Source organism: Acidovorax sp. KNOB132, from assembly GCF_057541515.1.
The window spans coordinates 37,384-51,006 of the sequence record NZ_BAAJYT010000001.1; the positions used below are offsets into that span (position 1 = coordinate 37,384).

The window sequence follows — 13,623 nt, forward strand, 5'->3', positions numbered from 1 at the left end:
TGGTGCGCGCATTCGTTGGCACATGCCCGTCTGGAAGGGCTTTCGAGCGCCGCTTCCATCGCGCCCATCCATCCAATTCAAAAACACCAAGGGAATTGCTGTGAGGAAATTGATCAATCTGGCGTTATCCGCCGCTGTCGCGCTCTGTCCATTCATCGCGACTGCGGGTGTGCAAGGAGGACCGACGGGTGCGGCGAATCTGCAGTTGCCCAGTTCCGTCGACCTGATGGAAATCTGTGCCAACGTTCCCCTTCCCGAAGGCTGGGTGGTGACGTCGATTCGCGCTGGCTGTGGGTCCGGCAACGGCTTGTACGAGATACGCAGGGTGGATCCTGCTCGTGGTTCGATGAACATGTGCGGCCTGACGGCGGTGCCACAGGGCTGGGCGGTGACCTCCATCCAGGGCGGCTGCATCGCTGGCGTTCCCAACTACCAAATCCGGTATGCAGCGCCGAACAGCATCAGTTTCTCCATGTGCAACGTTCCCGCCTCCAGCGTTCCGCTGGGATGGGTTGTCGTCTCTGTTGCGAAAGGGTGCGGCCTGCCGGGATACGCCTATTGGGAAATCCGCGAGGCGCGCCCCGAACTGGGCACCATGGAGGTCTGCAACGTGGCGCCCGTACCGTCAGGTTGGGTCATCCTCGCACAGAGAACTGGCTGCATCGCGCCCAATGCGTTACTGACGATCAAGTACATGCCGTGATGGACGTGGAAGTTGAGGATCCAGCGCATGGCCTTCAACTTCCATCCTGCAGTGGGCGCCTCTGCGTTGCAGTACGCACGATGTGAAGTGCTGTAGCAGCTTGTTGCAATGTGGCAGGAGCCTCAGACAACTGTGCCGTCCGCTCATGCGTTGAGGAGGAATTACGCACCCTGTTAACCCTTGCGGATCGCTACATGAAAATCTTCAAGCCACTCCTCTGCGCCGCCGTGTGCGTGTCCGCTGTCTTCGCTGCCAACGCCCAGGTCCACCGCTGCACCGACGCAGCAGGCAAGACTGTCTACGCGGATGTCCCATGCGCCGCAAACCAAACGGGCGAGCTGCTGGAACGTCCTAAAAGTGCCGACGAAATCACGCGAGAGCGCGCGCAGGCGGCAGGGGCCATTGAGCGAAAACACCAGGATCGGGCCGCAGAGCGCGACGAGCAGGAGTTTCAGCGGCGCCAGCGTGCAGAGGCATCGTCGGTCGCGCAGAACGGGACTTCGGTGTCCTCGGCCGGCACCCCTGCCTGCCGCATCGCACAGAAGGAGCTGGAGTTCGTGTCGAGCATCCGGACGCTCTCCCAGGACGAGAAACGCATACGGACCAATGCGGCCATTGCGCAAGTCAATGCCAGTTGCGGCAGCAACACCCCGCTGATGCAGGAACCCCCGAAGATCATCACCACCCCGGTCCCGACGATTGCCAGTTGCGACGCAGGCTTTTGCTACGACACGGCAGGCGCGATCTATCGCAAATCCGGTCCGGACGTCCTCACCGGTCCCACCGGACGAACCTGCAGCCGCGCAGGGACCGGATGGAACTGCGAATGACCCGAACGCTGCAGGAGCGGCGGCTGCCTGGTGCAGAGGATGCGGTGTCCGGCACCCCGTGCCGGGGCTCGTCCAGATGCCTGCCTTTAGGCCGGTTGCAATGGGCCAGTCCATCCAGACCGGTAGCAGGCTGCGATCTGGCCTTTCAAGCTGTGGTGACAGGCTTCACCGGTGAGGCGATGCCGTCCTCTACCATTGGCCAATGACCAGTTTCTCTTCGCCGTACGGTCCGCAGCTTGACCTCGATCAGATGCTGGCGCGCTCGGAACAGTTGCACGAGCACATCTTCGAGCTCCTGGGTGAGCAGGGCTTCCATGGCGCTCCACGCTCGCAGGTTGCGACGGGCATGTGCTTCGTGGCTTTGGAACATGCAGAGGGACTTCGCGCCCTCATGGAACTGGCGCTCGCCACTTCGGCCGTAGCCCTCATGCGGCTTCAGTTCGAAGCGCTGACGCGGGCGGCGTGGCTCCTCTACGCCGCACCCGATTCAGCGATTGAAAAGCTGCTGGCACCGCTCACCGTCGAGAGCGAGAAGGCTGCGAAGAACCTGCCCAGCGTCAGCGAAATGATGGAGGACATGCGTAAGAGCATGGGGAGCCCAGGTGAAGGGATCTCTGTGGGTGCCTATCAAATGCTCGCGCACTTCAAAGACATGACCTGGTCGGCCATGAACTCGTTCGTTCACGGCGGGCTGCATCCGCTGCGCCGCGTCGAGGAAGGATTTCCATTGCCATTGGCTTTGCAGATCCTGCGCAATTCCAACGGCCTGGTCACCATGACCGGAATGCTACTGGCGGTCCTGACCGGCGATTCACTGATCGCCAGTGCGATGTCCCGGATCCAGCCCGACTTCGCCGACTGTCTGCCGGACCTAAAAAAAGTGATGCCAATGTGCCTGATACCGTGGTGGACAGAGGAGTCGACACATTAGAGCGTGGCCAGGAAGAAGATGCCGCCAATCCCCGTGACGCGCTTCATGACCGCTCCGCTGATCCGATGGTGGGCTGGCCGGGCAGCGATTCATAGCCATCGCCGCGGCCGCTCAGCCAGCACAGTCTACGCTTGCCGGCCTCGGCCAAGTACGCCGCTGCGGCCAGCAGCAGCGGATGCCGCAGATCCGCATCCGTCATCGTCCGCGGGCGCCATCCACCTCGATGTTCAGAAAATGCGCCAGATCGGCCTCATCGTCGTAGCAGCGCGCCAGCAGCCGATCGCGGCCGTCGCTGAAGCGGTAGAGAGTGTAGGCGTAGTAGTAGCCGTCCGCCTCGTCGGGTTCGCTTTCGTCCACGTGGTGGGTGACGTCGACGTGCATCCTGAGTGGTTCCGCTAGCTCTCAGGCACGGACTGCCGGACATCCTCGTCCTGGATCCAGGCCTTGATGGCGACCGTGACCCGCTGGCGGAAATCGACATCCGCCTTGCGAACCAGATACGGCGACCGATTGCCCACCACCCCCGGCGCGGTCGACTGCACGCGCTCGGCGAGCTGCGCGATGACATCACGCCCGAGCGCGCGGAATTGCGCAACTTCCTGGGCCGTCAGCACCATGGTCCACACGTCACCGACCGCGCCATGGCTGCAGTCGACGTCGAGCAGCAGCGTGTCGCCGTCGCGCAGCAGGAACCACGCGTGCGGTTCGTGATCCACTACCTGCATGGCGTACCCCTGCACCGCCCGAGGACGCCGCCTTGCGCGCCGTCGCACCACGTTGCCTGCATGACGGGATAGCGTATGCCGATTAGGTCGACGGCTTGTTCTTGCTGTAGACGATCTTCTTGCTTCCTGCCTGGCAAGTGCCTATGACCTTGCTGCGTGCATTGATGTCGGCGTTGTCGACGATCTCCAGCGTGTAGTCCTTGACGCCATGGTGATCGAGTTTGGCGGTAAGTTCGGCCTTCAATTCATCGCAACTTCTGCCGGCTGCCAGCGTTGGCAAGGAAACGAGGGCGAGCAACACGAAGGCGAGAGTGGATTTCATGATCGTACCGATGGTCGAGGAGAGGAGGGGGACTTGGGGTTGGAAGGTCCGGCGCGTTCGAGGTCTGGTCGCGAGGCCGTCCGGGTCGCCTGGCGGTTGCCGCTTAATCAGGCCGATTCGGCGTGGAACGAGTGTAGCAAGTCGGGCGTGGGGGGCAAGGGTGCCAGCAGCACCCTGATTGATCGGTTGGCGCTTGGCGATGCGCCACGCGTAGGCGAGAGCGCACGCGCGGGATGCTTGCATGTGTGCAGTCTAGCGATCGACCCAGACACCCGAGTCGTACATCAGCCGCATTGTGTAGTTGAGCTGCAGCGTCTGATTGGCGCCGCACACGATCTCCGTATCCTTGTCCGATGTTCCCGGTCGCGAGGCCAGGATTGACGAGCCCGACCTGAGCAGGTCGAACAAACTCACTGGTAGCCACCGTTCCATCGGCGACTTCCTACCCCAGCAGGTGACGGAAGTTGAGAATCGTGGTCTCGTCCGGCACATCGTCCAAACCGCCGATCTTGGCGAAACGGCGCATGGACACCATGTCGTACAACGCTTCTTCCGCCGACGGATCGCTCAGTGCGTACCACTGCTGCAGAAAGTGGATGCGTAGCATCGTCTCCAGCGGGTACGGCTACCGGCCCGGCTGCCCCAACGTTAGATAGTGCTGCGCGATCAGGGAAAGCAGATCCTTCCACGGCACCAGCTGATCCATCTCCGACAAAAACACCTCGCGCTGTGTCCGCTTGCCGTTGTACTCCGCATCGCCAAAGCTCAGCTGCATCGAGATCGTCCGCTCGGGTCGTTGATCCATTGTTGCAACATCAGATGCAGTTGTTCAGACCTTCCTTAAAGATACTTCTCAAAACTTCCGGCGGTGATATCCGTGGCCACGCCCAAGTGCGATGGCCCGAATTCAGCCCGATTTCGCTGACTGTCTGCTCGAGCTGCAGGAACGTCGTCACGGAGCCTGATGGCGCCCACTGGCGGTCCTCGCTTACATTTCGCAATAGGGCTCGGCAGGCATAGGGTTACTGTCTAGTCGATGCAAGCATATTGGAGCATGCTAGCTTTGAAGTTTCTGATTCCTTCGGAAACTTTGCGCATCGATTGGGCGGTCTCTGTAGCAACGCTTCGCATCTGCGGGCCTAAGTGACCGGGAGGACGCGGACACATCCGGTGAATTCCATTTCTGCTCTTTTGATGCGCTCATGAACGCAGCTCTTGTGCATGTCGGCTGGCTTGCGATCGCCATGCTGTCTACAGTGGTCAATGTGGGGGCAAAAGCACCCATGGCGCTCGATCCCACCCATTGCCAGGCGCCAGAGGCGGACCTGCCGCTTCCGGCGGGCTGGGAACCGTACCGCAAAGCTGTCCGTTCCTGCCCGCTGGTGCAGGTCGGTGCAGGGAACTCGGAGTCCAAGGCCGCCAAGGTGCGCGTGCTGGCTGTGTTCACCGACGCCTACTACCGGGGCCTGCCGCCTGATGCACCCTGGGAGCACTTTTCGCTGCCTCTATTGGTGGATGACAGCGGCCGCTGCGTCGGCAAGCTGTCCCACCTGTTTCCAGCAGACCCGCCCGAGGAACTTGACTTGGTTCCGGGCCACTGGCGCGATGGCGTGCCGCAGGAGATCCAGCTGAAGGTGCGCTCACCAGCCATGGGCGGCGATTACCACCTGCCCACACTGCGGTTGGATCCCAAGACCCACCTGTACCGACCGGCCTATGCACAGCCAGCAACGTCCTCGGACCAGGACAAGACCCCTGTCCCTAGAGCGTGTTCTGAACTTTGAGCGCCGCAATAATAGTGATACTAGAGTGCGGTGATGCCCTGCAAGGCGATGCCGCGTTCGGCGCTGGTTTGGAAGTTGGAGCCACAGACGTGCAAGCTTGGCTCTCAAACGGCACGCCAACTATAGGCTTGGCCGGCCGGCTTTTGAAGGATAGGCGGTGACGCGATGAAGCTAAACAAGGCTTGGTGGGAGCATCTGGCGCCTAAGTCGATGATTCGAAGGCGGCGCGAGGTTGAGCAACTGCTTGAAGACTTTGTGCGGTCCTCCGACTACGGGCGGGAATGGGCGCGGGTGGCTGCGAATCCCCACGGCGTGTTTAGGCTCAAGCCAGGCCAAGTGATACCCGTGGTGCGCATGATTTTCATGGGCGACCGTCCGGGGTTCATCTCTCCGTTCAGGAAGCTCATGGAAGGGCACAGAACGGTAGACCGGAAGCCAGAGTACGGTCTCGGCGCACTGGGCGAAGGCGAGTTAGCTATCCAGCCTACGATTTCGGTGGAAGTCGTTACTGACCCCGCGTACTTGGCTGCGGCCATGCGCGGAGCTACGCAGATTGACGAAAGCACCATCAGGAGCCCTAGCCTTGTATTTTCGGTGCCCGCGCACTTCCTGCTATCGCCCAAGCACTACCCCGAACGCGCATACGTCCTCTACCAGCACATCTTCGGCGCTGGTGCGTCGTACCCCGACGACGGGTCATTTTATGTGGGTGTGTCCACCCGCAGCTGGCAAAAGCGCTGGTCCGAGCACCGTCGCGCGATTGAGACGGGCAGTCCATTGCTTTTCCATCGCCGATTTCGCGAAGAGCAAGAGGGTGGGCGTCTCACGTACGTGCACCACAAAGTGATGGCTATCACCGACGATGTGGAGCAGCTCTACGAGGCGGAAGAGTTCCTGGTGGAAGGGCATTGGGATGACGAACGCCGGCTCAACATGGTGCCGGGCGGAAAGAGCGGCCTGCGCTACCTGCGCGAAAACGGATTGCTTTCGAAAGGCGTCGTTCCTCTACCCGATGACCGCGACAAGATTCTGCACAAGTGGCTGAATGACCATCCCCGCTTGGGATTACCGGCGCCATGGGTCGCCGAAAAGTGGAAGGACAATGACTGGGCGATAGCGCAGATTTGCGGGCGGGACGGGCGCTTATCTGTGGTCCAAGTCAAGGCAATACGCGAGCTCGCCAAAAACCACACGCCCGAGGAAATTTACGTGCGCATCGGGGCGAAAGACGTGGACCAAGTGAAACGAGTCTTGGATGGAAAAACCTACGCACGAATAGCCTGATCTCCCAAGCGCTGTACCAAGCCACCACGGTTCGCGTTGGCGTAACCGTGACCGTAATGCTGCTGGCAGTCCTGACCGGCGATTCGCTGGTCGCCAGCGCGATGTCCCGGATCCAGCCTGAGTTCGCCGACTGTTCCCCGGATCTTCGGTGGCGTGCCAAACAGCTGCGCCATGATGTGGTTAGTTGACTGCATACCCTGAACGCCTGTCAGACCACGACCATCTGAGTGCCCCTCCGCAGGAGCCCGGGGCTGTTCAGCCATTCGAAGGGGTGAAAATGAAGGCGTCAGACAAGTCTTCTGCGGAATACGTCGAAGCGGACCGCATCAATGAGGCCTGCGGTATCCGGCCGCTGCTTGGCCGCGTCCTCAAACACCCGAAACTCCTTACGGGTTCCTCCTTCGCTGATGATCCCCGCGATGATCTTGATAGCTCGTTCCTCATGGTTCTTTTCTAGCCACTGCATCAGCGCTTCGATGAGAGCCTCGCGGTCCATTCCTCGACGCATCGAGTTCTCAAGCCATCGGTGGAGGTTGACTAAGACCCCAGGCTGTGGATTCAGGGCCTCATCAAGGGCGGCCAGATCGACCGTGTCGCCAGGCAAAAAGAATCTGCGATTCAGCATCGCTCGCATGCGCGGCTCAAGATATTGACGCCTGAAGTCAACCCATCCGTTCTTCTCGCAGGCGTCCGAAAGGATGACGATATCTCCTTCAGAGAAGTGCTGTAGGAATGGACGCAAATTGTCTAATTGTTCGGGTGCTGCGAGCCGCTGCGTTCCGCTTGAAAATGCGGTCGCCGTGATCGAGAAGTGCTTCAGCAATACACCAGGATCATGTGCCCCAGTGATGGCCGTCAACACCAAGGCAAGCGCCTCAGGACCAACAGAGAGAAGAGCCACCTGAACCATCTCTGGAATGGTCTGCAACTTCGTCCATCTGGCGCTCAGCATTGCGACACGCCGTTTCGTTTCGACGCACATCAACGCATTCGCGGTGTCATGACTAAGGTCGTCGGTGTCACCATCCGACTTCGCTGCCAGTTGGTCAAGTACGGACTCCAGCACTTCGGTCAGCGGACTCGACCAGATGTGGATTCCGGTCCGAAGCCAACCTTTCGGGTCATCCTTGATTTTGAGGAGTACCTGCGGGGTGGCTGAATAGTCGCGCCGCCGCGCCCTGGCCCGAAGAGCGCGGTCAAAGAGAAGGCTTCCCTCCTGAATCTGCTTCATGGCCTGCAGGTCGGTAGGTGAAGCGGACCTATCCCAAAAGGAGAATGCCTGCTTACGGACGTCATCAGCCTCGTTGTCGGAGAGGGCGATCTCCAGAAGCCGGCGCTTCGAATCCGACGACATCTGTCTGACAGGCCTGCTGGAATTCGGTGCCCAATCCGACAGCAGGTCGCTCGTGAATATGTCGAAGGAGCGCGCCGATGCATAGCGTGTCACATGCTCCACAGCGATGGGGTGATCGATCGTTCGGAGCATGTAGGTGATGGGCCATCCCAGCCTTTTCGAGGACGTCGCCCTATCGACAAGGTACTGCAGGGCGTGCAGAGGCGGGTAGTGCCTGAACTCCCAGGACACACCCCCAGATGCTAGGCGTTCAATGGGCTGGCCTATCGTTGATGTTGGGTCGTCAGGAAGGCTTTCCCAGGCCTCAAGAATCGGGTCAAGGGTTGCTGCCGCCGCATCACCGCAACATCGCGCGGCCGCGAACAGGTAGGAGCGGAGGTCTCGTTCATTCTTAGTATCCTGGTCCCAGCAGGCTCGAACGGCGGGAGCCAGCCTACTGTCACCAACGTAGCCAGCTAGCCGAAGGGCACCCGTCCTCACGCCGTGATTCCTGAACAAGTCCAGGTCGAGGTGCTGCAAGGTCTCGCTGACGGCATCGACTAGATGCTCGCCGTAAGTCCTTGTCACCAGAGACAACAAGTTTTGCTTGCCTGTCACGGTCATGCCAAGCTCAAAAACGTGACAGGAAAGCCAGCCCTGAACGGAGATCGCCGTTTCTGAACGCAGCTGCCAACAGCGGATCCCACCATAGAGAGTCGTCTCGAGGAAACTGCTCAGCTAGGATCAGAACGTGGCGGGATGTGGTCTCCGCGAGAACGGCGGCCACCGCGTATCGTCGACTGGCCATCGTCACATCGGCTGTTTCGGGCCGGACTAGCCATGACATAAGCGCCTGCGCTGCAATGTCGGCGTAGGCCAGGTTTTTGTTCCGACGCCAGCCTCAATGCATGGGCAGCCACTGTTGGACTTGCGACCGCCAAGTCGAGCAAAGCCTTCGCCGGTAGCCTTGCCTGTACCGCGGCTCCTGCCGCCATCTCAGCGAAGAAGGGATCAGCGACGTACTCAGGTGCCTGAGCTTCACTGAGGACTTCGGTCATTGAGCCGCTGGCCAGGGCGTGCAAGACGCGGTCATGCCTAAACGCGATGGTTTCATCCCTTCCGGAGCTGGACAGCCGAATGATGCTGCCTTCAAGAGCGATGTTTCTCAGCGTGTCTAGCATCTCCTTGTCATGGATCCAGGATCGGACCTCGCCCCAAGATGGGGATAAGTTTCGCTGCTGCAGCCCGCACCGTAGCAGGGCGTGGACAGCTTCAAGCGCTTCGGAAAGCGTGCGATGACGCGCACTCGCGACCAGGCGAAGGCGCTTAGCGATATAGGACTGGATGACGTCCGCGGCCACGACGTCAGACTGGATGTCATGCAGCCCAATCAGCAAGGGATCGCGCCCCAACCTTGAGGCGATGTAATCCGCGCGCCCTTCGTCCATCGTCACCCCCAGCAACGTCGCGCGCGTGGAGATGGCTCTAACTGCCTCGGCCTGGCTGAACTTGTCGATCCGGAGGATTTCCACACCTTCAGCCAAGCCCTTCTGTTCTTCGATCGCATTCAGATGTCGTGGCCAGATGGGGCATACAGCGCGCCAACCCCGGACGTTGGCAGATCCCCCAGACATTGCCTTGGTCCATGAGAGGATCTTGTTTAATAGACGCTCCGGGCTGGACGAGCGATTGATGTCTTCGAAGAGGACCATTAGGGGCGCATCGCCAGTGCACAGAGCCACGGCTCTCTCGCCTGCTGCCGATTCAAGGCCGGGGTGTTGGCGCCTGAGTTCCTTCTCGAGCGCGGCTTCCAAAGTTGGCTCAACTTCGACGAACTCTGATGGGATAGCGATCGCCGGCAACCCGGCTTCGATGTGTGAGTTCAGAGCCACCGCGCACGCCGTTGTCTTACCCATCCCTGAGTCGCCGACCACCAGTAAGTCGCTCGGTCCGAGGGCGAATTCGTCGCGATGGACTGCGTCCGGCAGCGACAAATATGGGAAGTGATCTCGAATGCTGCGCTTGCCCATCTCCAGCAGAAGCTCACGTGACAGCAGTTCGACCTCAGACCCGAGGTGAGACCTGCGGATGAGCTGTCCAGTTGGGTCGGTGTCTAGGAAGTGCGCTATCCGAGAGACAGACCAGACATCAAGCTCAACGTTGGCGACCAATGCCATCTGCTCGGCCGCAGCACGCAATTCAAGGGAGACCTCGATGTTGCTCGTCAAGGCGTAGGTCACGCCGAGGCCTGGTGTCGTCGTGCGCAATTTCTCGATTTCTTCGATGCCCTTAATCAAGTCCCCTGCGGGCTTTGTCGGCTTGCCGCCGGGCTTTCTGACCTTCACTGTTGATGGATCGTGAAGCCACTTTCCGCTCAGGTCGTTCTGCTCTGTGGTGTGCGCAGCACACACAAGCCGCGACTGACCGTTCGGCAGGTTCAACCAGCCAACGTTGTCGAACGGCGCTCTCACCGTCTTCCCGCCAGGCTGCACCCCGGGATGGGCCATGTTCCCGTAAACGGAAGGATTCGCGGCCCGCAGAACTGCCGCGGCAAGGCGCTCAAATGCTGAGGGGTCGCTCATCTCCGCAAGTCGGCGGATGGTCTCAGTGCTTGAGGTCATGTCGGTCCAAGGTCCCTCCGGGGCTGCCGCCTCGTACTTTTGTTGGGGATGGAGGCTTCGACTTTCGTGACTCTGACCGAAACCTCCCATGGCATCTAGCTTAGCAATGCCTGCTGATGCTCAGCGCGACTATCCCTCAACCGGTGGTTGCGACGCTCCGTATCGTCCCTATCAGAGGTATTTCTTGAAACTTCCGGCAGCAATATCCACCGCCACCCCGAGCATCACCGCGCTGGGCAACAGGATCGCCACCGGATGCACGCTGACCGGCAAGGCCAGGTAGGTCACCCATGGCAGCACCGCCAGCGGCATCAGGCTGGCCCGCGCCCGGTGGTAGAGGAATCCCGATTCGCGTCCCGCACCGAAGCGCCGGATGTCGCGACGCACCAGCCCGTCCACCATCCCCACGAACGCGGCCAGGGCAACGAGAGGCAGGGTCAGGCACAGCACCAGCAGCCGAACCAGGAACACCAACACGGTGTAGGCTGCCGCGATGAGGTAGCCCTCGGCGTGGGTGGATACCGTCGCCAGCACCCGACGGAAGCTCCACGCGGGGCTGGATGCTCCCGCGCGTGCCTGGCGCGACGCATCCTGTATCCACTCCAGCAGCCCGCTGCGCACGAACGCCCATTCGTAGGCGTGCTCCACCCACTGGTGCGCCGTGCGCCCCGGCTCCTGCACCAGTGCGCTGCGCACGAAGTAGTCAGACAGCTGGTCCAGCTCGTGGCCGAGCATGGCTTGGGCGTGGTGCCAGCCCTGGTCCGGCCAGAACAACGCCATGCCAATGCATTCGAGCACGATGCACAGGAACAGCGAACCGCACAGCACGCCGAAGCAGCGAAACGGCAGTGTGATGAGACCGAGGATCAGTCCCTGTTGCCGCACCTGCTGGCGCTGCGCGGCGGCTGCGACGTCGCTCATAGCGCTTTTGTTCCGGCGTTGTCACCGCCGGCAGTCTCCGGTGCAAATCCCGCGAGCAGGTCGTCAGGTAGTGCGGCATCCTGCGATGCTGGCGCGCTCTGGCCATCCCACCACGCGCTCGTCTCGATGTAGTGTTGCCGCATGTGGCCCGCCAGTTCCTGCAGATCGCGCGGCATCACCTCGTCGGGATCGGGTGCGGGCAGGGGCATGCGGACCTTCCAGAGGTTGCCGCCCTCCATCAGCGCGAATGCCTGGCCCTTCGGCAGCGCCACCACATGCGCAGGCTCGATCAGCGGCACGCTCGTGCTGGCGATGCGATCCTGGGTGTTGGAGGTAAATGCGGTATTGCCCGTGGGGTCGGAACTGTCAGTGGCACCGCTCGTGACCGACGTGGCAAACACCTCCACCTTGGGCAACTGCCGGGTCAGCAGTTCGGCCGTGGCGGTCTCGCGCACGCGCAGCATGATGAGGTTGTTGAAATTGCCCACCACCTGGCCGGCCTTGGCGCGGTTGCCGATGCGCGCCTCGATGTCGGAGAGCGTCTGCGTGTAGGCCGTGACCTGGATGCCAGCGCCGCCGCCCTTGTTGACCATCGGGATGAACTCGTCGCCCATGAGCTCGTTGAACTCGTCCGCGTGCACGTTGATCGGGATCTTGGCGTTCGCGGATGCGGCGGGCAGGCCATCGTCCACGCCGAACTTGTACAGATGCCCCGCAACCGAAACGAGGTCGGAGAACATCGAATTGCCCACCGCGGCGGCGACTTCGGCATCGGACAGCGCGTCCAGCCCGACGTAAACCAGCGCACGTTTGCGGATGATCTGAAGCCAGTCGAAGATCGGCCGCGGATCGGACAGGTCCGAATAGTTCGGCGCCAGCAGTTGCGCGATCTTGCCCGTGGTGAGTTTTTCCAGCAGCGGCAGCAGGCTTGCCACGATCTTGTCGAAGTACGTGCGGTCGTAGCGCACGGCGCTGCGCAGGCCGTCGAGTACCGGGTCGTAGTTCCGCACCTGGGACAGGTACTGCTCCAGCGCCACGACACGTTTTTCCCGACCGATCATGTTGCGCGGGATGTTCTTCTCGTTCAACTTCGCTTCGAGCTGGACGATGATTTCCCAGGCCTTCGGCTCGTTCCGGGCGAAGTAGTGCTGGGCATACTCGATGAACAGCGCATCGATGTTCACGACATGCCGCTGGATCAGCAGGTAGTCCGGGCGCTGCCCCAGTTCGACGAGCGCGCGGGCAATGATGTTCACGAACCGCCATGCAAATTCTCTGAAAGCGGCACTGTTGCCTTCGCCCGAGAGCTGTCCCGCGATGCGGGTCGCCACCTCGGAGATACGGCCGAATCGGCCGATGGCGTTGTAGCGTGCCGAGATGTCCGGCCACCCCAAATGGAACACGTAGAACTCGCCTTCGCGCCCGGCGCGGCGCGCCTCAACGTACATGCGCTTGAGCAGATCGGCGTCGCCCTTGGGGTCGAACACGATCACCACCTCGTGCTCCCCGGTGCTGCTGCGCCTGCGGATGTCCTGGGTGATGAACAGCTCGGCCAGCCGCGTCTTGCCGACGCGCGTGGTGCCGAGCACCAGGGTGTGGCCGACCCGCTCGCCCAGCGGTAAGGTCACGTCGACCTCCTGCGGCTCGATGCCGTGCAGGCGGGGCATGCCGCCCACCGGCGGCAGCGGCCGGGCCGGATTGAGCGGATGGTCCCAGCCCGTGAACCGTGCCAGGTGTGGCCATGGCGGCGGTGCGAACTCCAGCCGCGCCTCGCAGCGCCGCGCGAGCTGGTAAATCCGCGTGGGTTCCACGTAACGCCGGAACTCCGGGCGGTAGGTCTGCATCAGGCGGTGGGTGTGGCGCTGGTCCCAGCGGAAGCCTCGACCGAGGAACAGACGCTGCTGGCTGACAGGCACCTGTTTGCTGGCCATCACATACCGGGGCAGGCGGCGGATGTTGCGACGGTAGCGCAGGATCGCCCATGCCTGACGAAGCCGCAGGGCACCGAACACCAGGAAGGCGAGGGCACTGGCAAGACCGAGGAGGGGGTTCAGCGCCAGCGACCACGGGGCCACCACGCACACCAGCGTGGCGCCGGCGCAGACCGCCACGGTGTATAGCTCCACCGCGGGGCGCAGCAGCACCTCCACCGCGTGCGCCTGGGCCATG

13 protein-coding genes and 1 pseudogene are annotated in these 13,623 nt (G+C 61.6%); 5 read left to right on the forward strand and 9 right to left on the reverse strand.

All coding sequences use genetic code 11. From position 1 onward, the window contains the following. The first annotated feature begins 100 nt into the window (after window positions 1–100). From AC27IO_RS00190 to AC27IO_RS00200, 3 genes are all read left to right on the forward strand, one after another. Window positions 101–703 (forward strand): hypothetical protein, encoded by a 603-nt coding sequence (locus AC27IO_RS00190; RefSeq protein ID WP_498736564.1) that lies wholly within the window; start codon window positions 101–103, stop codon window positions 701–703. 194 nt (window positions 704–897) lie between these two features. After that, window positions 898–1,533 (forward strand): DUF4124 domain-containing protein, encoded by a 636-nt coding sequence (locus AC27IO_RS00195; RefSeq protein ID WP_498736566.1) that lies wholly within the window; start codon window positions 898–900, stop codon window positions 1,531–1,533. A gap of 202 nt (window positions 1,534–1,735) precedes the next feature. Beyond that, window positions 1,736–2,464, forward strand: a complete 729-nt coding sequence (locus tag AC27IO_RS00200) for a DUF6988 family protein (protein WP_498736568.1) — start codon at window positions 1,736–1,738, stop codon at window positions 2,462–2,464. Window positions 2,465–2,507: 43 nt separating this feature from the next. Here the strand turns inward: AC27IO_RS00200 and AC27IO_RS00205 are convergent, their stop codons facing one another. From AC27IO_RS00205 to AC27IO_RS00225, 5 genes and pseudogenes are all read right to left on the reverse strand, one after another. Further along, the gene (locus tag AC27IO_RS00205; RefSeq protein WP_498736570.1) at window positions 2,508–2,663 is read right to left on the reverse strand and encodes a hypothetical protein; all 156 of its coding nucleotides are present in this window, start codon (window positions 2,661–2,663) and stop codon (window positions 2,508–2,510) included. Next, window positions 2,660–2,845 carry a hypothetical protein gene (locus tag AC27IO_RS00210; RefSeq protein WP_498736571.1) on the reverse strand — a complete coding sequence of 62 codons (186 nt, stop codon included), beginning with the start codon at window positions 2,843–2,845 and terminating at the stop codon, window positions 2,660–2,662. The genes AC27IO_RS00205 and AC27IO_RS00210 overlap by 4 nt, the downstream gene beginning before the upstream one ends. Window positions 2,846–2,859: 14 nt before the next feature. Next, complete coding sequence (locus AC27IO_RS00215; protein ID WP_498736573.1) at window positions 2,860–3,189, reverse strand: hypothetical protein; 330 nt, start codon at window positions 3,187–3,189, stop codon at window positions 2,860–2,862. A gap of 82 nt (window positions 3,190–3,271) precedes the next feature. Beyond that, complete coding sequence (locus AC27IO_RS00220) at window positions 3,272–3,754, reverse strand: DUF1161 domain-containing protein (protein ID WP_498736575.1); 483 nt, start codon at window positions 3,752–3,754, stop codon at window positions 3,272–3,274. Window positions 3,755–3,959: 205 nt separating this feature from the next. Continuing rightward, a pseudogene (locus AC27IO_RS00225) lies at window positions 3,960–4,286 on the reverse strand (transposase); the annotation flags it as partial. A gap of 427 nt (window positions 4,287–4,713) precedes the next feature. Here AC27IO_RS00225 and AC27IO_RS00230 point away from each other — a divergent pair. Both AC27IO_RS00230 and AC27IO_RS00235 read left to right on the forward strand, forming a co-directional pair. Continuing rightward, complete coding sequence (locus AC27IO_RS00230; protein ID WP_498736577.1) at window positions 4,714–5,295, forward strand: hypothetical protein; 582 nt, start codon at window positions 4,714–4,716, stop codon at window positions 5,293–5,295. 165 nt (window positions 5,296–5,460) lie between these two features. Continuing rightward, window positions 5,461–6,579 (forward strand): hypothetical protein, encoded by a 1,119-nt coding sequence (locus tag AC27IO_RS00235; protein ID WP_498736579.1) that lies wholly within the window; start codon window positions 5,461–5,463, stop codon window positions 6,577–6,579. Window positions 6,580–6,865: 286 nt separating this feature from the next. On the opposite strand, the gene AC27IO_RS00240 is transcribed toward AC27IO_RS00235, so the two are convergent. The 4 genes from AC27IO_RS00240 to traD all read right to left on the reverse strand — a co-directional run bounded on the left by AC27IO_RS00240 (window position 6,866) and on the right by traD (window position 13,622). Continuing rightward, window positions 6,866–8,065 carry a hypothetical protein gene (locus AC27IO_RS00240; RefSeq protein ID WP_498736581.1) on the reverse strand — a complete coding sequence of 400 codons (1,200 nt, stop codon included), beginning with the start codon at window positions 8,063–8,065 and terminating at the stop codon, window positions 6,866–6,868. Between the two features lie 581 nt (window positions 8,066–8,646). Continuing rightward, window positions 8,647–10,494, reverse strand: a complete 1,848-nt coding sequence (locus AC27IO_RS00245) for a hypothetical protein (RefSeq protein ID WP_498736583.1) — start codon at window positions 10,492–10,494, stop codon at window positions 8,647–8,649. Between the two features lie 210 nt (window positions 10,495–10,704). Further along, the gene (locus AC27IO_RS00250) at window positions 10,705–11,454 is read right to left on the reverse strand and encodes a TIGR03747 family integrating conjugative element membrane protein (RefSeq protein ID WP_498736585.1); all 750 of its coding nucleotides are present in this window, start codon (window positions 11,452–11,454) and stop codon (window positions 10,705–10,707) included. Beyond that, a complete protein-coding gene (traD, locus tag AC27IO_RS00255) occupies window positions 11,451–13,622 on the reverse strand; it encodes a type IV conjugative transfer system coupling protein TraD (protein WP_498736587.1) in 2,172 nt (723 codons plus the stop codon). The genes AC27IO_RS00250 and traD overlap by 4 nt, the downstream gene beginning before the upstream one ends. Window position 13,623: the final 1 nt, after the last annotated feature.